Origin of the sequence: Algoriphagus aquimarinus (assembly GCF_007997215.1) — a bacterium.
Classification (GTDB): Bacteria; Bacteroidota; Bacteroidia; order Cytophagales; family Cyclobacteriaceae; genus Algoriphagus; species Algoriphagus aquimarinus_A.
In genome coordinates this window covers 106033-125024 of the sequence record NZ_VORW01000001.1, presented here as the reverse complement: position 1 = coordinate 125024, position 18992 = coordinate 106033, and the positions used below count along the sequence as shown (strand labels likewise).

The 18992-nt window shown below is 40.6% G+C and carries 13 protein-coding genes; 2 read left to right on the top strand and 11 right to left on the bottom strand.

Features of this window, described 5'->3' with window-relative positions; translation table 11 throughout:
* Positions 1-293: 293 nt before the first annotated feature.
* The 3 genes from ESV85_RS00555 to ESV85_RS00545 all read right to left on the bottom strand — a co-directional run bounded on the left by ESV85_RS00555 (position 294) and on the right by ESV85_RS00545 (position 7301).
* Complete coding sequence (locus tag ESV85_RS00555; protein WP_146914343.1) at positions 294-1769, bottom strand: SusD/RagB family nutrient-binding outer membrane lipoprotein; 1476 nt, start codon at positions 1767-1769, stop codon at positions 294-296.
* Positions 1770-1780: 11 nt separating this feature from the next.
* Positions 1781-5011, bottom strand: coding sequence for a SusC/RagA family TonB-linked outer membrane protein (locus ESV85_RS00550; protein ID WP_146914342.1), 3231 nt, complete (start codon positions 5009-5011; stop codon positions 1781-1783).
* A 1309-nt stretch (positions 5012-6320) separates the two neighbouring features.
* Positions 6321-7301 carry a GlxA family transcriptional regulator gene (locus tag ESV85_RS00545; protein ID WP_146914341.1) on the bottom strand — a complete coding sequence of 327 codons (981 nt, stop codon included), beginning with the start codon at positions 7299-7301 and terminating at the stop codon, positions 6321-6323.
* A gap of 211 nt (positions 7302-7512) precedes the next feature.
* Between ESV85_RS00545 and ESV85_RS22705 the strand changes: the two genes are divergently transcribed.
* Entirely contained in the window at positions 7513-8421 is a 909-nt protein-coding gene (locus ESV85_RS22705) for an SRPBCC domain-containing protein (RefSeq protein WP_146914340.1), read from the top strand.
* Between the two features lie 64 nt (positions 8422-8485).
* Positions 8486-9361: a VOC family protein gene (locus tag ESV85_RS00535; RefSeq protein WP_223275876.1), complete on the top strand. Its 876-nt coding sequence runs from the start codon at positions 8486-8488 to the stop codon at positions 9359-9361.
* A gap of 52 nt (positions 9362-9413) precedes the next feature.
* Here the strand turns inward: ESV85_RS00535 and leuB are convergent, their stop codons facing one another.
* The 8 genes from leuB to ilvB all read right to left on the bottom strand — a co-directional run bounded on the left by leuB (position 9414) and on the right by ilvB (position 18989).
* The gene (gene leuB, locus ESV85_RS00530; RefSeq protein ID WP_146914339.1) at positions 9414-10481 is read right to left on the bottom strand and encodes a 3-isopropylmalate dehydrogenase; all 1068 of its coding nucleotides are present in this window, start codon (positions 10479-10481) and stop codon (positions 9414-9416) included.
* Positions 10450-12036, bottom strand: coding sequence for an alpha-isopropylmalate synthase regulatory domain-containing protein (locus ESV85_RS00525; protein ID WP_146914338.1), 1587 nt, complete (start codon positions 12034-12036; stop codon positions 10450-10452). The genes leuB and ESV85_RS00525 overlap by 32 nt, the downstream gene beginning before the upstream one ends.
* Positions 12037-12042: 6 nt before the next feature.
* Positions 12043-12633, bottom strand: a complete 591-nt coding sequence (gene leuD / locus ESV85_RS00520) for a 3-isopropylmalate dehydratase small subunit (RefSeq protein WP_146914337.1) — start codon at positions 12631-12633, stop codon at positions 12043-12045.
* Between the two features lie 108 nt (positions 12634-12741).
* Positions 12742-14148 carry a 3-isopropylmalate dehydratase large subunit gene (gene leuC, locus ESV85_RS00515; RefSeq protein ID WP_146914336.1) on the bottom strand — a complete coding sequence of 469 codons (1407 nt, stop codon included), beginning with the start codon at positions 14146-14148 and terminating at the stop codon, positions 12742-12744.
* A gap of 2 nt (positions 14149-14150) precedes the next feature.
* Positions 14151-15659 (bottom strand): 2-isopropylmalate synthase, encoded by a 1509-nt coding sequence (locus ESV85_RS00510; protein WP_146914335.1) that lies wholly within the window; start codon positions 15657-15659, stop codon positions 14151-14153.
* A gap of 19 nt (positions 15660-15678) precedes the next feature.
* On the bottom strand, positions 15679-16722 hold the full coding sequence (gene ilvC / locus ESV85_RS00505) for a ketol-acid reductoisomerase (RefSeq protein ID WP_146914334.1): 1044 nt from the start codon (positions 16720-16722) through the stop codon (positions 15679-15681).
* 62 nt (positions 16723-16784) lie between these two features.
* Positions 16785-17285, bottom strand: a complete 501-nt coding sequence (gene ilvN, locus ESV85_RS00500; RefSeq protein WP_057939693.1) for an acetolactate synthase small subunit — start codon at positions 17283-17285, stop codon at positions 16785-16787.
* Between the two features lie 9 nt (positions 17286-17294).
* Positions 17295-18989: a biosynthetic-type acetolactate synthase large subunit gene (gene ilvB / locus ESV85_RS00495; protein ID WP_223275875.1), complete on the bottom strand. Its 1695-nt coding sequence runs from the start codon at positions 18987-18989 to the stop codon at positions 17295-17297.
* Positions 18990-18992 lie beyond the last annotated feature (3 nt).

Here is an 18992-nt window from a genome sequence, read left to right as displayed (position 1 = left end):
TTATGGCATCTTTTAATTTAATATCCGCTACAAAACTTATTTTAGGAAACTGTTTTTCTTGATTCGATTTTAATATTTCGCACAGTCAACAGCTCTGAAAAGCCTCCTATTACATATCTTTCAGATTATCTTGGCGCCGCCAATATGCCTCGTACAAAAGAGGTTGGTTTAAATCGATAGTGAGTGGCAATTATCTTTATTTGTAGTATGGCTTTAGTTTATGCGCTGCCCATATTTTCAAAAAAAAGACCGCTCGAAAATCGAGCGGTCTTTTTAAGACAATTTTTGATTAGTTAGTTAACATCCCAGAAAAGTTTTACATTAAGATCATCTCCTCCTATAGCAGCAGCAGCTTCAGTATATTTCTCGCCATTAGATGTTTGCTCGGAAACAGGGTAAGTATATCTTAAGGGGAATGGGCCTCCTGGATTAGGTGGAACATTGTATACCGGATATCCAAATCTTCTATAATCGCCCCATGATTCAAAGCCCCTATTGAACATAGCAATGTATTTTTGCCGCGCTATTTTCTGGATATCATTGCCTCCAATAGCAGTCGCATAGGCAACGTCAGGATCAGCAATATAGAGGTCTGCAACAGACTCATCAACATCCCAATAATCCATTGAAGCTCGAATTCCATTTTCATAATGCTCGGCAATGGTGCCTCCAACTGAAAATCCTTTTGCAAGTGCCTCAGCTAATAGAAACTCTACTTCTGTATAATCAATGATAATCCCAGGCCAAGTTGGAGAAGTTACTTTGGCTCCAGCCTTGGAAAAGTTGACATAGGCATTACTTGTTCCGTATGTACCGCCAGAGTATCCTCCATAATTATCAACGGTATAATATTCTGTAATCCTAGGATCATCCACCGCCGGCTCCTCCATAATATTCATCATGGTATTTGAGGCTACATAATCTTCACGACCGCTTTGAATCAAGCCAACCCAAATTGGGTTTGTGTTAGGAGTTGTTGCTAAGTATTGTAGTTGAGCAATTTCGTCATTTGAAGAGATCAAGTCCGCCACGTTGATACTTTCTACCACGCTTTTAGCCAAGCTTGGGTTAGAATCGGATATGATTATGCCCATTCTCAATTTCAGCGAATTCGCAAATTTTATCCATAGGTTAATATCATCTCCAAACAGTAAATCCGAAGCTCCGAAACCAAGATCTCCACCATTGTCTACTGCTGGATCAAGATTACCAATTGCCGAATTTAGCCGGTTAAGCAAATCAGAGTAAACTTCCTCTCCGTCATCGTATCCAGGAGTTAGATTTTCCGGATCTAATGCTTCAGATTTTAGACTTGGATTAAGTGCTCCAGAATATGGGATATCACCAAAAGTCGTTACCAACAGCGAATAGGTATATACTTCCATTATTTCTATCTGTGCTAATTTGTTTTTGTCGACCCCTGCGTAAAAAGAAGGATTCTCCAACAAAATCTTTTTAGACTCCTTGTAATCATTCAATACAGATTGGTACAAAGAGGACCAAAACCCGCTACCTACATCCGTCAAGGTGTAATTACTGGTGGTGAAATAGGTGGTCTCGGCAAAGTGCTGTGCCCAAATTTTAAAACTCATCCCGTATGTCACCTCATCCACCACGTTTCGGGATGCGTTTGCGAAAAACGGTCCCTCTGGTACCAATCCAGATTGATAAGCTTTGGGATTTACGTTTAGTGATGTAATATCATCCACGCATGCTGTCGCTAACACTACTGAAGCGACAAGAATTGACTTTGAAATATATTTTTTCATTTTGATTTTCTTTAGAAGGATGCTTTGATATTGAAACCGATATTTCTTACAGCCGGTAAACTTCCAACCTGATATCCCTGATTGTTACCAGCTCCCAAGTTATCTTCAGGATCGGCATAAGGAAGATTCTTATGAATAATCCACAAGTTTCTTCCTACGACGGAGAATGTTAAAGTTCTGATAGCCTTCCAATTTTCAATAACACGGGATGGGATTGAATAAGAAACTAATAATTCTCTTAGCTTGATATAGCTCGCATCATATACATAAGCGGAAGTTGGGTTAACAGTGCCACCGTTCATAGGATATTCATCCATTGCCCGTCTTACCGTATTTGGTGATCCATCAGCCTGCACTCCCTCTTTTAGTATCCCTCCACCTTCAGAAATTGGATTTCTTATAGGGTTGCCCAATTCATTGGTTCCAACTGTTTCAGCATATAGACCTGTTGCCAAGCCGTAGTACATATCAGCTGAATACACGTCACCACCATGCTTCATGTCTAATAAAAAGCTCAGCGCAATGGACTTGTAAGAGAAGGTGTTTTGAATTCCACCTGTCCAATCAGGGTTGATGTTTCCTATGGGGTTAGAAGCGGTGGTTGTTCGTTGATATCTGCCATTTGGCAAAACCGTTTTTTGCCCATTAGTATATACATAATCATAGCCATAGATGGTGCCGTATACTCCACCTAGTGGAGCGTTCAGTGATCCACCACCAGCTCGAAAGTTGCCCAAAGGCAGGTTTGTTACATCACCATAAAGTTCTGTAACCTCATTTCGAATACGAGTCCAGTTCATATTAACATCCCACTTAAAATCTCCTGATTTCACGACGTTAGTGCCAACAGTCACTTCCCATCCTTTATTATCTACCGAACCTGCATTGACATATTTAGAAGAGTAGCCAGTTGCTGTAGATACAGTTACCGGGAGAATTTGGTTGATGGTGGATGATTTGAAATAATTGACATCCAAACTTAGTCTTCCATCAAAAAAGGTCATCTCGGTTCCGATTTCATAACTCTTGGTCCTTTCCGGTTTCAGGCTACTGTTATTCTTAGTGCCGGGCATGGAGAATAGTGGAGCAGATCCAAAGCCGGTTGGCTTGTCATAAAGATCTGCCAGGGAATTAAACGGAGCATCGTTACCTACTTCACCATAGTTAACTCTCAATTTGCCATATGTGAAAAATGCGTTCTGAGGGATAAACTTGGAGAACACAAAACCACTTGACACTCTAAAATAATTATAGGCATTTTCTCCAGCCGGAAGAGTGGATGACACATCTCTTCTGAAGGCTCCTGTCACGAAAAGATAATCTTGATAGCCTAATTCAGCATCCGCAAAATAGCCGTTAACCTGTTTGTCTGAGTAAGATTCTAAAGGCGCTTCAATCATGCTCAAAGAGTTTGATAATGCATAAATACCAGGTACGGTCAAACCACCGTTTGTTACTGCACTAATTCCAGAAAAGGAAGTTCTGCGAACATTTGATCCTAAGGCTCCAGTTAGTTTGAAATCGTCTGATAACTCTTTGCTAATCGTTGCTAACAAGTCGTAGTTATATTCACTGAACGAAATGTTTCTGCGAAGATATTCTCCTGGCTGATAATTGATACTACCTACTGAAGTTCGTTCTTCCTGAAGCTGGTTATAAGAATCTAAAGAAACCCTCCCCATAATATTTAACCAATCAGTAATTTTGTAATCAAGCTTTACATAACCCAAGTAACGAAGGCGATCATCACTTGCAAAATTCTTATAGGAAGCAAAGTAAGGGTTGTCCCAATAGATCAATCCGGTTTTATTTGGTAGACCACTTGACCAGTTCCAGGTAATATTTTGACCAGTTCTATCGTAGGCATTCCTTAATTCATTAATGTCTACGTTAACCTGCCACCATTCTCTGAAACTAGACAAGTTGTTGTTTCCACCATAGCCAGTAGCGTAACGTCCTACAGCATCTTGTTGGGTGAAATTTATAGCGCCTGTTGCTGTTAACTTTTTAACCACTTCATAGGAAGCGCTAAAGTTTAAGTAGTTTTTATTTAACGTACTATTAGGTTGAACCCCATTTTCATTAGTTCGTGTATAGCCCAGTTTGAATTGTCCTTTTTCAGAGCCCCCGTCAATAACAACACTGTTGTTATAAACGTAGCCTGTCTTAAAATAATCAGAAGGACCTGAGGAAGCTGCAACCCAAGGTGTTTTTTGCAAATAGGTTGGACTAGTAGGGTCACCGAACGCATTCCATTGGTAAACCAGTAGATTTGGATCAAATGCCCCCCCTACAGATGCATCTTCATAGGTTGGTACAATAGGATCCAAAGTTCCATCCCCGTCTACATCGGCCATATCAAAGTACCCATCTTCCGTTGGACCGTAATACTTGCCATAACCACCACCGTATTGTGTCTGATATTTTGGCATGGTAGATTTATCAATAGTCGAAACAGTAATACCAGAATTAATAGTCACTCCTATTCCATTCCTTCTGCCTTTTTTGGTTGTAATCATGACTACTCCATTGGCAGCTCTTGATCCATATAGTGCAGTTGCCGCAGGCCCTTTCAAAATAGTGGTTGATTCAATATCATCAGGGTTGATGTCTGCTCCTACGTTTCCATAGTCAACACCTGAATATCCACGATTTACTCCTCCAGCATTGTGAGTGGTGTTGTCAATAGGAACACCATCAATTACAAAAAGAGCTTGGTTATTTCCTGTAAGTGACTTAAAACCACGAATAATTACGTTCGTGGAACCCCCCATGCTATTGTTTCTCTGTATCTGAACTCCTGAAACTTTCCCAGATAACGAGTTCATAAGGTTGTTGTCACGTGCTTTGCTAAGCTCTTCTCCACTGACAGACTGAGCGGCGTAAGAAAGTTCATTCTTAGTCTTTTCAATACCCTGTGCTGTTATGATTACCTCCGATAAACTAGTAACATCCTCTCCGAGTGAAACATTTATCTCCGACTGCTCACCAATATCTTCTTCTAGGGTCTCATAACCAATAAAAGAAAATGTGAGCGTTCCCCCTGATGATGGCACTGATAACTTGTATCCACCATTTATATCGGAAACTGTACCATTTGCTGTCCCTTTTAGTAGTACGGTTACTCCTGGTAAAGGGCCGCCATCATTAGCAGCTATAATTTTACCTGTAACAGTTCGCTCTTGTGCTAGCAGATTTGTAGCAACAAGTACGAACGAGAAAATCAATAAAATTCTTCTCATAGATTTGGTTTTAAGTTTGATATGAATTCGATGTTAATGTACGTTAAAAATTATCTATTTTTATTTATAAAAATGTTAAAATTTAAAAATATGGTTTGTTTTTATGCCAATAATTAAAAAATAAACACGAATGTTTAAATAATTGGTTGATTTAAAAGGTTATTCTATTTCTGATTTTCAAGTTGATTTTTATCAAAAAAGGTTTTCAGCAGCTGTTGTTTCTCCGAAATATTGTTCTGTAACTCTGTGCGATAAAAATTTATTCCTATTTCTTGAATAGGATGTAGAGGATGAGAATTCAATTGATTGGATCCCTAATTCTGTTTAGCCTTTGTTTGATATGATTGTAAGGCTATGACCTTACAAATCTCCGTATAGTTCTTTTTCAATAGAGATCATAGGACTCTTAATCCATGGGTTTCCAAAATCAGTCATTTTCTAATTGAATGATTGTGTTTTCTGTTTTTTTAAAATTCAGGATTGATAAAAGCAGTTGATGGCTAGAGAAATATTTTGATTTTTAATCTTCTTAAGTCGAATTTGTAGGTGTGTTAAGATAGAGGAGTTACTCCGATTTTTATTAACCTAGATTGAGCATGAAGTCGCCAAAAGGGCGTAGCATTGGTATCTTATTTTTAATACCAGTCGAAAGAATATTTTTCGTTGAATTCATCAACAAACTTGTTCCCTTTTTTGTATTCCTTTACTTGGGAGGTGTGGTGAATCAGTATTTAAAAAAAGGCCTATTCCCGCTACTACGAAGCCGGTTAGAAATAATCGGAGTCTTTACTTGAAATTTTTTAAAAAAAATGGAACTGTATTTAGAGAAATGATCCCAGGCTTGTCCTTTGACACCTTAAGTGGTTGCTCTGTTAGTAAGGATATTAGAATTAGTTTCCTTTTACTTTTTGAAGAATAAGAAATTGCAAGAGTAGGCTTTTATATAGAACTTTTATCCGAAATGCTGCACTTTAAGTAAGGCAACTTCAGGGTATCAAAACCGCATCAATAGGCATATACGGGATTAGATTTCACTTTGGGTTTTTGGTACTGGAAATTCTAGAAATTTTAGGTGCTCTCCTTTACCTAGCGCTTGGATGTGTTGGATAGTTAAGATTTCCAGATGAGATGTTTGGGTGTATTACCTGAGTTTAAAAGTAGTGCGGTCGTTTAAAAAATCGATTCAAGTTATAATTCTGAATTATTGAATTGCTTATAGTATGGATATAGTTCTTGTACTTTTTTTGAGGATACACTTTACTGTTGTCCAAAATGAAAATTAGGTTAAACCGGAATCTTAATTTTTACCTCAATTCATCCTAGCCCACTTATTATATTTATTTCTGTACTCTATTGGCGTAAGGCCAGTGATTTTTTTGAATGTGGTGCGAAAGGCTTTGGTGTCTGAATAGCCTACATCGAACATCACTTCGGTGATGTTTTTCATAGTGGTTTCAAAGCTGCGCTTGGCAGCTTCTACTTTCACTCGCTGAATGTATTCAAGCACGGAGTTATTGGTTACTCGTTTGAATCTACGCTCGAAGCTTCTACGTCCTACTGCAACCTCATCAGCGAGTACATCAACTGTGATGCGTTCTTCAAGTTTCCTTTCTATGTATTCCTGAGCTTTTTTCACCGCTTCATCCTGGTGGGATTTTTGGCCTTTGAAGATGGAGAAGGCAGTCTGACTGTCCCGGTCTATGTCTATGGCGAAATACTTTGCTGTCAAAATCGCTATTTCCCTATCTGCATATTTTTCGACCAAATGAAGTAATAAGTTCCAATAAGAATTTGCTCCACCGCTGGAGTATATTCCATTTTCTTCAGTTACTATTGCCCCATCCTGAACGTCCACTTCGGGATAGAGCTCCCGAAATAGATTTGTAAATCCCCAATGTGTAGAACATTTTTTACCATCTAGCAGCCCAGTGGCACCGAGGAGAAATGCTCCTACACATAGCGAAGCGATCTCTGTTCCAGCTTCATATTGGGCTTTAATCCACGGAATATAGTCTTCATTGGCTTTTACTGCCTGTTTCATATCTCCAAATAGTGCAGGGATGACAACCAAATCCGGCGCAGTTGCGGTAGCCAATAGTTGATCCGGAAAGACGGAATAGCGTTTGTCGTTTAATTTGACCTCTGGGTTTAGCCCTACCAGTTCAACATGAAAAAGTGGATCTCCTCCAGACTTGACCAAGAATTCATTAACTGCCGAGAAACAATATTGAGGATCCGCAATTGCCTGCAAAACAGATTGTTCTGGAACGAGAATGGTAATATTTTTCATGTGCGAATAATTGATTTTATTTGGACACATGGAATCTCACATAATTAATAATCAGCTCAGCGTGTGACTCTTAAGTCATGCTCGATTTCATAACTTGAATTTAATGTTTCCTGTCGTATTTCGCCCATCATTTGTCTGAATTGAACAGGGAGAATCATTTCTTCACTAGATAAATTTGTAAAGTAAATTTTTGAAAATAAATCAGAAAATCATGACTACTACTCAAAAAACCAAAATTACCGTTAAGTCAATTGTTGATGCACCATTAGAAAAAGTCTGGGATTACTTTACTCAGCCCAAGCATATCATACATTGGAATAATGCATCCCCTGACTGGCATACACCAAGAGCAGAGAATGACCTTCAGCCTGGCGGAAGTTTTACTTCTAGAATGGAAGCAAAAGATGGAAGCATGGGCTTCGATTTCGGAGGTGTATATCAGGAAGTGGAAAAGCATTCATTTTACTCGTACATCATGGAGGACGGACGCTATGCGAAAGTTTCTTTTAGGAAAGTACCTGATGGAGTAGAAGTCACTGAGACTTTCGATGCTGAAATGGAGAATCCAGTAGAAATGCAAAAAAATGGTTGGCAGTCTATTTTAGATAATTTCAAAACCTATACAGAATCAGAAGCCAAATTGGTCAGATTGCATTTTGAGATACTCATACAAAATACTCCCAAAGAAGTCTATCGAATGATGCTGGAAAAGCCGACTTATGAAGAATGGACGGATGTATTTTCTCCTGGTTCTACCTACATAGGGACTTGGGAAAAGGGAAGTAAAATCCTGTTCGTGTCTTTAGGTGAAGAAGGAAATCAAAATGGACTTGTGAGCAAAGTCATTAAAAATATCCCAAATAAGCATATAGATGTTGAGCATTTAGGAGAGCTGAAGGAGGGTGTGGAAATAATGGAGGGAAAAGAAGTAGAAATGTGGAAGGGAGCTCATGAGAAATATACTTTTGAAGAAAAAGGAGAGAATACCTTACTCCTGATTGACTTGGATTCCTCCATGGAATTTGATGAGTATTTTACCGGAATTTGGCCAAAAGCTTTGAGAAAACTCAAGGAAATCTGTGAAATAAAGCATGAGAAAAAAAGTCAAATAGCGGGTTGATTATCGGTCATGCGAAATACCTCCCGAGCTATCGGGAGGACCATTCAAAAACAAATATAAACACATGAAAGAAATGGATAATCAGTCTGTGAATGCCCTGAATAAGCCCATTTATCCATGCTTATGGTTTGATGGGAATGCAAAAGAAGCGGCGAATTTTTATTGCTCAGTGTTTTCGGATTCAGCGATCTATGAAGAAAACCCTATGGTGGTGACTTTTATCGCTGCAGGTCAAAAATTTATGTGTCTCAATGGCGGTCCACAATTTAAGTTTACCCCAGCGATTTCATTTTATACTATTGTTCAAAATGAAGGTGAGATTCAGGAAGTATGGGATAAATTGATGGTAAACGGAAGAGCGCTGATGCCTCTAGATACTTATCCTTGGAGCCAAAAGTATGGTTGGCTGCAGGATGAATTTGGAGTCACTTGGCAGCTCACTATCGATAAGCCTGAGTTTTCTGATCAGAAATTCATTCCAGCTTTATTGTTCTCTGGGACTAATTTTGGAAAAGCCGAAGAGGCAATAAATTTCTACACAAGCATCTTTGAAGATTCTAATATCAAGATGATTTCTAGATATGGAGCAAATGATGCTAATGGTCAAGATGGAACAATCAACCATGCGCAATTTGCACTCAATGGAAATTTATTTGCGGCTATGGACAGTTCGATTGTGCATAATTTTGATTTCAACGAAGCACTTTCATTTGTAATAGAATGCAGGGATCAGGATCAGATCGATTATTTCTGGGAGAAATTGGTAGAAGGAGGGAAGGAAAGTCAGTGTGGCTGGTTGAAAGACAAATTTGGCGTGTCTTGGCAGATAGTCCCTGAAATTCTTTCTGAATTAATGTCAGATCCCGAACGATCCGGTCGAGTGGTTCAGGCTTTTATGAAAATGAAAAAGTTTGATATCGAGGAGCTGAAAAATGCTTAAATGAAAAAACCACCTTGAAAGAGGTGGTTTTTTATAGTATATCTGTTGGAGGTTATGCCAAAATCTTAGCAGCTAGCCAGTCGCCAACTTCCGAAGTTTTGTAAGCTGTACCGCCATCAGCGATATCTTCCGTAACATATCCTTCCTCTAGGGAAAGATTAACCACTTTGGAAATTAGTTCAGATTCTTCTTTCAGATCAAAAGCATAATCAAACATCATTGCAGCAGAAAGTATCGTTGCTAACGGGTTAGCAATATTCTTCCCTTTCGCTTGTGGATAAGATCCGTGAATTGGCTCGAATAATTTCACACCTAAACCTAAAGAAGCAGATGGCATCAACCCCATAGATCCTGAGATCACAGAAGCCTCGTCAGTCAAGATATCTCCGAATAAGTTTTCGGTAATCAAGACATCGTATGCTTTTGGCCACTGGATCAAACGCATCGCTACCGCATCTACGAATTCATATTCTACCTTGACATCAGGGTATTCCGGAGCAAGTTCTTGCACAGTTTCTCTCCATAGTCTGGAAGTCGCCATTACATTTGCTTTGTCCACACAAGTCAGGAGTTTTCTTCTTTTTTGCGCAGCTTCAAAACCCATTCTCGCTAAGCGAACAATCTCAAACTTGCTGTACACATTGGTATCAAACGCCTTAGTTCCTTGCTCATTTCTTCCTCTTGGCTCGCCGAAGTATATCCCGCCAGTCAATTCTCTGAAGAACACCAAATCCACACCATCCACACGATCCAATTTCAAAGGAGATTTGTGCACCAATGAAGGAAAAGTGAAAGTTGGGCGAACATTGGCAAACAAGCCAAGTTTCTGACGCATCAACAACAATCCTTGCTCAGGACGAACTTTTGCTTTAGGATCATTATCATATTTAGGATCTCCGATTGCTCCGAAAAGAACCGCATCCGAAGCTGCAGCGATTTCGTGAGTAGCATCTGGATAAGGCTCGCCAGTCGCATCAATTGCGGCAGCACCTACTACTGCTTCTGTAAACGTGATTTTGTGTCCGAATTTCTGGCCTATAGCTTTCACTACTTTTACAGCCTGGTCGATTACTTCAGGTCCGATGCCGTCACCCGGCAACAGCGCGATATTCATTTCCATAAAACTTGGATTCTTCTTTCGTTGGTGTTTGATTGAATGATTCGACGATGTTTAGCATTTTCTCTGTGGCCATCATCGCAGCCACTGTTTGATCAGGGTCTAAACCCTTTGTTTTAAATATTTTCCCATAATCCCAGGTCACTACAGTCTCCACAAAAGCATCTGTTTTGCCTCCAGGAGGAATAGAGACATGGTAGTCGATCAACTTAGGAAGTTGTCTTTTTCTGGATTTGTAAATCTCTTTTACAGCACGCATGAATGCATCATATTGACCATCTCCAGAAGCATGGGCATCGTATGATTTCCCATAAATATTAAGTCTAAGTTGCACGGATGGCTTTAGGCCATGAGAATGAGTCATGTGGTAGCCTTCTATATAGATGTTTTTGGAAATGGAATTGTTCTGAAGCACATCAGAAATAATGTAAGGCAAATCTTCCGTAGTCACTCGCTCTTTTTTATCACCGAGTTCGATGATGCGCTGAGTCACTTTAGTGAGCTCATCCTTCTCCAAAGAAATTCCCAATTCCTCCAGATTCTTTAGAATATTGGCCTTTCCAGAAGTTTTACCAAGGGCATATTTCCGTTGACGACCAAATCTCTCAGGGAGAAGGTCATTGAAATAAAGGTTCTTCTTATTATCTCCGTCGGCATGAATTCCTGCAGTTTGAGTAAATACATTTTCACCTACAACAGGCTTATTTGCCGGAATATGTTGACCAGAAAATTGCTCTACCAGTTTACTTACACGGTAGATTTTTTGCTCTTTCACACCGATTTCTAAATCAGTAAAATCCTTGATCACCGCCACTACAGATTCAAGTGGAGCATTTCCAGCTCTTTCTCCTAGACCGTTTACTGTCGTGTGAATTCCGGAGGCGCCGTGCATGATAGCTTCCATGACATTGGCGACAGAAAGATCGTAGTCATTGTGCGCATGGAAATCAAAATGTGTATCAGGAAACTCCCTGGTGATTTGTATGAAAAATGTTTTGGTTTCCTCTGGAGAAAGTAACCCCAAAGTATCCGGGAGCATGATTCTTTTCACCGGTTGCGTCGTCAAAAACGCGATCAGATCGATGGTATATTCCGGAGAATTACGCATGCCATTTGACCAGTCTTCGAGGTAGACATTTATGCCGATTCCATTTTCCTGAGCATATTCTATGCTCTTTTGTATGTCTTCAAAATGCTGCTCTGGAGTTTTCTTAAGTTGGTGAGTCAGGTGATTCAGTGAGCCTTTGGTGAGTAGATTCATCACTTTGGCACCAGCTTTTACAAGCCAATCCACCGAAGCTGGTGTATCCACAAAACCCAAAACCTCTACCCGGTCCAGATAGCCTTTTTCAGCCGCCCAATGGGTGATTTTCTGGACTCCTGCCAATTCTCCATCTGAAACTCTAGCTGAAGCTACCTCTATACGATCCACCTTCAATTCATCCAGCAAAAGTTTAGCGATTTGCAGCTTTTCAGAAGGCAAAAAGGAAACGCTTGAGGTCTGTTCTCCATCCCTCAGCGTTGTATCCATTATTTCAATGCGCTTCCCTGCGGTCATTTCCACTTATTTATCTGCTGCGAAAGCATCGATTTCTTCAGACATACTCAACAAGTAGTCGATGTCGTCGAAGCCATTCTGCATATTGTCTTTCTTGTATTCATTGATATCAAAAGATTCAGATTCACCAGTGGAATCTAATGTGATCTTCTGAGAAGGAATATCAACTGTGATAGTTGTTGCAGGATTTGCAGTGATTGCATCCATAAGTTTATCAGAAAACTCAGGAGAAACTGTCACTGGAAGAACTCCGATATTTAAGCAATTATTTTTGAAGATATCTGCGAAAAAGCTGGAGACTACACATCTGAATCCATAATCATATAGTGCCCAAACCGCGTGCTCTCTACTAGATCCTGAACCGAAGTTCCTTCCAGAAACCAAGATTTTACCGCTGTAAGTTGGATCGTTTAGGACAAAATCCTTTTTAGGATTGCCTTCTACATCATATCTCCAGTCACGGAAAAGATTGTCGCCGAAACCTTCACGCTCAGTAGCCTTCAGGAATCGAGCTGGGATGATTTGATCTGTATCGACATTATCTGTCGGTAAAGGAACCGCAGTGCTCGTGAGAACAGTAAATTTATCGTAAGCCATTTTTTATTGATTGAAAGATTGGAAGATTGGAAAATTGAAAGATTTGATCGGTACTTAAACCTTACTTACCGATTCAAACTCGTACTTCCCATTTCTGACTTCGTATTTTTAATTTTGAAACACTTCTCTTGGGTCGCAGATTACGCCAGCAATGGCTACTGCTGCTACAGTCAAAGGAGATGCGAGCATAGTTCTAGCTCCAGGTCCCTGACGACCTTCGAAGTTTCTGTTGGAAGTAGAGACTGCGTATTTTCCAGAAGGAATTTTGTCATCATTCATCGCTAGACAAGCTGAACAGCCTGGTTGACGAAGTTCAAATCCAGCTTCTTCCAGAATTTTCACCAATCCTTCTTCATGTGCCATTTTCTCGACTTCACGAGATCCTGGTACGATCCAAGCGGTGATGTTATCAGCTTTTTTATGGCCTTTTACATATTCCGCTACAGATCTGATATCTTCTATTCTTCCGTTGGTACAAGATCCTACGAAGACGAAATCAACTTTTTTACCTTTGATGGCTTCACCTGGCTCAAAGCCCATATAGGCTAAAGATTTCAGGTAAGAAGTTTTGTTGCTTCCTTCCATTCCTTCAGTAGTCGGGATATTTCCTTTCACTTTGATACCCATACCTGGATTAGTACCGTAGGTGATCATCGGCTCGATATCTGCAGCATCGAAGTGATATTCTTTGTCGAAAACAGCACCTTCGTCTGTTTTCAAAGTTTTCCAGTAAGCAACAGCTTTATCCCAGTCTTCACCTTTTGGAGCGTAATCTTTACCTTTTAGATACTCGAAAGTAGTCTCATCAGGAGCGATCAAGCCACCACGTGCACCCATCTCAATAGACATGTTACACACGGTCATTCTTGCTTCCATAGATAGACTTTGAATAGCAGATCCAGCATATTCCACAAAGTATCCAGTAGCGCCAGCAGCAGAGATCTGAGCGATCACATATAGAATCAAATCTTTAGATGTCACTCCTTTGCCTGCCACTCCATCAATGGAGATTTTCATTTTCTTGGCTTTGGACTGCATGATACACTGAGTAGCAAGAACCATCTCAACTTCAGAAGTACCGATACCAAAAGCAATTGCTCCAAAGGCACCGTGAGTAGAAGTATGGCTATCGCCACATACGATCGTCATACCAGGCTGGGTGATGCCGAGTTCTGGACCGATTACGTGTACAATCCCGTGATGAGCAGAACCTAAATCGTGAAGTTCAATGCCGTATTTGGCACAGTTCTCACGCAGTCTTTCTACCTGCATGCGGGAAAGCTTATCCTTTATAGTTTTATCTTGATCTACAGTAGGTACGTTGTGATCAGGAGTAGCAACTGTTCTGCTTGGGTTTTTTACTCCTATTCCACGCTTTTCCAGATTTAGAAACGCTACTGGAGATGTTACTTCATGGATAAAATGCTTATCAATGAAGAATACATCTGGCCCAGCAGGAACGGATTTCACTACGTGAGCATCCCAGATTTTATCAAATAATGTTGTCTTTTCCATAATTATGCGGTCGCGTATTCTTTGACCGGTATTTTATTGAGTGCATCGACAAAAGCCTGTGCTGATGCCAAAACGATGTCAGTATGAGAAGCAAAACCATAGTAAGGCTTGTCTCCTTTGATTAATCTCATGTGGACTTTAGCCACATCATCACTTCCGTGTGTAATGGCTTGAATTAGGAATTCTTCCAGTTCAACTGCTGGCTTGGCGCTTTTTTCAATTGCCTTAAGTACTGCATCCACAGGGCCGTTGCCATGAGCGGTAGAAGTATGTTCCTCATTACCAATTTTCAAGGATACCTGAGCTTGGATAGTCCCGTTGGAAGAATAGGATACTTTACCTAGTTCAATGAAATTTGAATCTTCTACGTATTTGCCTACCAATCCCAAAAGATCTTTTCTGCCAATGTCTCTCTTGCTATCAGCAAGGATCAAGAATTCCTCATATACTTCACGAAGTGCTTCACCTTCCAATTCTACTCCTAATGCATCCAAGTGATGCTTCAAGGCAGCTCTTCCAGATCTTGCTGTCAATACGATAGTTGACTCACCGACACCCACATCTTTAGGGTCAATGATTTCGTAATTTTCTCTGTGCTTCAATACACCATCTTGGTGAATTCCTGATGAATGCGCAAATGCGTTTCTTCCTACAATAGCCTTGTTTGGCTGCACAGGCATATTCATCAACTTAGAGACCAATCGGCTTGTATTGTAGATTCTAGGAGTAACGATTTCAGTATGGACGTCAATGGATTTATGACATTTGATTGCCATGACCACTTCTTCCAGTGAGGTATTCCCTGCTCTTTCACCAATACCATTGATAGTCACTTCCACTTGACGAGCCCCATGTTGCACACCAGATACGGTATTGGCAGTAGCCATCCCGAGGTCATTATGGCAATGGGTAGCAATGATTGCTTTATCGATATTTGGAACATTGTTTCTCAAACTAGCGATAATAGCTCCGTATTGCTCTGGAAGACAATACCCAGTAGTATCAGGGATATTGACCACAGTAGCTCCAGCTTTGATCACTTCTTCAATGATCTTGTTTAAGAAGTCTTCGTCTGCACGACCAGCATCTTCAGCGTAAAACTCCACGTCGTCTACAAATCGTCGGGCAAACTTCACTGCTGCTACACCCCGAGCAATAATATCCTCGGGAGTGGAGCGCAGTTTGAATTGAATATGATAAGGGGAAACACCAATACCCGTGTGAATCCTACCTTTTTTAGCGAATTTGAGGGACTGAGCCGCTACTTCGATATCTTTTTCAACAGCTCTGGAGAGGGCACAGATAATCGGGTTTGATACTGCCTTTGAAATCTCGAGGACAGAATTGAAATCTCCTGGACTCGAAATTGGAAAGCCGGCTTCGATAATATCTACACCTAGTTCTTCCAGCGCTTTTGCAACCACAATTTTCTCCTGGGTATTCAGCTGACACCCGGGTACTTGCTCCCCATCTCTCAGGGTAGTGTCAAATATCCATAGCTTCTCACTCATAATTCTTGGGGGTTTTATATTAATTATTTTCTGGTCTCAATTGACGGACCACAGCACCTGCCTGCCACATTTCAGAATCTCTCAATTCTTTCAATTCAGCTTCCAATTTCACTCTGTAATCATCTTTTGAGTTAGAGTCGATAGACTTCTGAGCCTCTTGTCCAGATTTTACACTAGCATATAATTCTTCGAATACTGGCTTAGTAGCATCTCTGAAAGGTTTCCACCAATCCAAAGCACCTCTTTGTGCAGTAGTGGAGCAGTTAGCATACATCCAGTCCATTCCGTTTTCAGCTACCAATGGCATCAATGACTGTGTCAATTCTTCCACTGTTTCGTTGAAAGCTTCAGAAGGACTGTGACCATTTGATCTAAGTACTTCGTACTGAGCTGCGAAAATACCTTGGATAGCGCCCATTAAGGTACCTCTTTCTCCAGTCAAATCTGAAGTTACTTCACGGTAGAAATCTGTCTCAAACAAATATCCTGAACCAACACCGATACCAAGAGCTACAACACGGTCATAAGCTTTGCCAGTTCCATCCTGATAGATTGCATAAGAAGAGTTCAAGCCTCTACCTTCTACAAACATTCTTCTCAAAGAAGTACCAGAACCTTTTGGAGCTACCAAGATCACATCTACGTCAGCTGGCGGAATGATACCAGTTTTGTCTTTGTAAGTCACACCGAAACCGTGAGAGAAGTACAAAGCTTTACCTGGAGTAAGGTGCTTCTTTACGGTAGGCCAAAGAGCAATCTGACCAGCATCGGAAAGAAGGAATTGAAGGATAGTACCTTTTTCACAAGCTTCTTCCAATTCGAAAAGTGTTTCGCCAGGAACCCAGCCATCAGCTACAGCTTTGTCCCAAGTTTTGGAGCCTTTACGCTGACCTACAATCACGTTGAATCCGTTGTCTTTCAAGTTAAGTGCCTGACCTGGACCTTGAACGCCGTAACCTAATACTGCGATCACTTCGTCCTTGAGTACTTCTCTTGCTTTTTCCAGTGGAAATTCTTCCCTAGTTACTACGTTTTCTTCTGTTGAGCCGAATTTTAATTTCATGAGCTTTTTTATTTATTACTAGTGTTTAATAGGTTCCCGCGGAATCCCTTTTTGGTTTATTATTATTTGACAAAACTGTCAATTGTCAACATTCTTTTTGCGACAGCTACTCTGCCTGATCTAGCAAATTCCAGGAGGCCATAACCTTTTAAGATTTCCAGCAATTCCTGCGTCTGCTCCTTGTGACCTGTCAGTTCCAAGACTACAAAGTCCGGTTCTGCTGCAATGATTTTCGCATTATGCTGACGAATTATTTTCTCCAATCCACCATCTAATCTCGAAACAGGAATTTTGTACAATGCGATTTCCTGATAGACTACGCTTTCATCCTCATGGTAAAAAGCTTTGATCACATCGATGATTTTTTCGATCTGATTGACTAGCTGAATGACCGTGTCTTCAGAAGCTGTCACCTCTATCGTGATCCGATGGATCCCTTCCAGGCGACTTTCAGAGGCTGTAAGTGCATCGATATTGATACCTCTACGGGTAAAAATAATAGTGATGCGATTTAGGATACCGATGAAATTTTCGGTAATAACGAATATGGTATATCGTTTCATAGGGTTGGTTTAGCTAAGTCTAACCTCTTCCACTGAACAGCCAGTGGCAATCATTGGGAATACATTATCTTCTTTTTCCACTACTACTTCGAGGAAATAAGGTCCATCGTGAATCAGCATATCTTCAATCGCCTCTTGCAAATCACCACGTTCGGTGACTTTTTGGGCTTGAATACTATATGCCTCGGCTATTTTCACAAAATCAGGGTTATCAAGTTCGGTAAAAGAATAGCGTTTGTCAAAAAACATTTGCTGCCACTGTCTTACCATTCCAAGGAAGTTGTTGTTAAGCAGAACAATCTTCACTGGAGCTTTGGTTTGCATGATCGTACCCAATTCTTGGATAGTCATCTGAATGCCGCCATCGCCAACTACGCAAACTACCTGTCTGGAGAAATCATACATCTGAGCTCCCAATGCGGCAGGAAGGGCAAACCCCATAGTTCCCAAACCACCAGAAGTAACCTGAGTTCTTGGTTTTTTGTAATTGAAATATCTCCAAGCAATCATTTGATGCTGACCAACGTCAGTTACTAATATTGCGTCATCTGCTTTGTATTGGTTGATTTGGTGAATCACTTCTCCCATGGTCAAACCAGGCTTGGTGGGCTTCAAATCAGGTTGAATCACAGTCGCATTCTCTTGGTCAGCCAACTCTTGGAATTTTGCCATCCAGTCTGGATAAGCATTTACATTAACAGCGTCAGCAAGTAGGCTCAGGCTATCTTTACAGCTACCAAGTACGGCTACCTCACACTTTACGATCTTATTGATTTCCGCAGGGTCAAGTTCAAGATGAATTACTTTTGCTTGCTTCGCGTAGCGCTTCAAATCACCAGTCACCCGGTCATCAAATCTCATCCCAACTGCGATCAAAACGTCGCATTGATTTGTAAGTAAATTTGGAGCATAGTTTCCATGCATTCCAAGTTTACCTACATAGTTTGGGTGATCCTCAGAAAGGGCACCTGATCCAAGCAAAGTAGATGCAGCAGGTATGCCAGACTTATCCAAGAATGCTTTCAATTCTTCCTCAGCTTCTCCCAAAACTACTCCTTGACCAAAAAGCAAATATGGTCTTTTAGCCATATTGATCAAAAAGGCAGCTTCTTGAATCGCCGTTTTCTCCACAGGAATATGCGTTCTATAGGATCTGAAACCTAAGCATTTGCTGTAATTGAACTCACCAAAATTAGTCTGGGCATCTTTAGTGATATCAATCAATACTGGTCCTGGTCTTCCTGACTTGGCTATATAAAAGCCTTTGGCGATAGCTGACGCAATATCTTCTACTCTTCTGACTTGGATATTCCACTTAGTCGCGGGCATAGAGATGCCTACTACGTCAGTTTCTTGAAAAGCATCTGTACCAAGTAAGTGAGAAGCAACTTGTCCCGTGATACAAACCAAAGGTGTACTATCGATTTGAGCATCTGCCAAACCTGTAATCAAATTAGTAGCGCCTGGTCCTGAAGTGGCAATACAGACTCCAACTTTACCAGATACTCTAGCATATCCTTGCGCAGCATGGATCGCTCCTTGCTCATGGCGTGTCAGGACATGCCTTAGCTGATCATGATAATCATGTAATGCATCATAAACTGGCATTATTGCCCCTCCGGGATACCCGAAGATTATTTCCGCATTCTCGGCAATGAGTGATCTAACAACGATGTCAGCTCCTCTTATCATTGAATCCTTCATGGG

What these genes read in the sequence shown, in the direction of transcription:
- ESV85_RS00555 (WP_146914343.1), bottom strand. Translation starts at nt 1,769, where the DNA reads ATGAAAAAATATATTTCAAAGTCAATTCTTGTCGCTTCAGTAGTGTTA.
- ESV85_RS00550 (WP_146914342.1), bottom strand. Translation starts at nt 5,011, where the DNA reads ATGAGAAGAATTTTATTGATTTTCTCGTTCGTACTTGTTGCTACAAAT.
- ESV85_RS00545 (WP_146914341.1), bottom strand. Translation starts at nt 7,301, where the DNA reads ATGAAAAATATTACCATTCTCGTTCCAGAACAATCTGTTTTGCAGGCA.
- ESV85_RS22705 (WP_146914340.1), top strand. Translation starts at nt 7,513, where the DNA reads ATGACTACTACTCAAAAAACCAAAATTACCGTTAAGTCAATTGTTGAT.
- ESV85_RS00535 (WP_223275876.1), top strand. Translation starts at nt 8,486, where the DNA reads ATGAAAGAAATGGATAATCAGTCTGTGAATGCCCTGAATAAGCCCATT.
- leuB (WP_146914339.1), bottom strand. Translation starts at nt 10,481, where the DNA reads ATGGAAATGAATATCGCGCTGTTGCCGGGTGACGGCATCGGACCTGAA.
- ESV85_RS00525 (WP_146914338.1), bottom strand. Translation starts at nt 12,036, where the DNA reads ATGACCGCAGGGAAGCGCATTGAAATAATGGATACAACGCTGAGGGAT.
- leuD (WP_146914337.1), bottom strand. Translation starts at nt 12,633, where the DNA reads ATGGCTTACGATAAATTTACTGTTCTCACGAGCACTGCGGTTCCTTTA.
- leuC (WP_146914336.1), bottom strand. Translation starts at nt 14,148, where the DNA reads ATGGAAAAGACAACATTATTTGATAAAATCTGGGATGCTCACGTAGTG.
- ESV85_RS00510 (WP_146914335.1), bottom strand. Translation starts at nt 15,659, where the DNA reads ATGAGTGAGAAGCTATGGATATTTGACACTACCCTGAGAGATGGGGAG.
- ilvC (WP_146914334.1), bottom strand. Translation starts at nt 16,722, where the DNA reads ATGAAATTAAAATTCGGCTCAACAGAAGAAAACGTAGTAACTAGGGAA.
- ilvN (WP_057939693.1), bottom strand. Translation starts at nt 17,285, where the DNA reads ATGAAACGATATACCATATTCGTTATTACCGAAAATTTCATCGGTATC.
- ilvB (WP_223275875.1), bottom strand. Translation starts at nt 18,989, where the DNA reads ATGAAGGATTCAATGATAAGAGGAGCTGACATCGTTGTTAGATCACTC.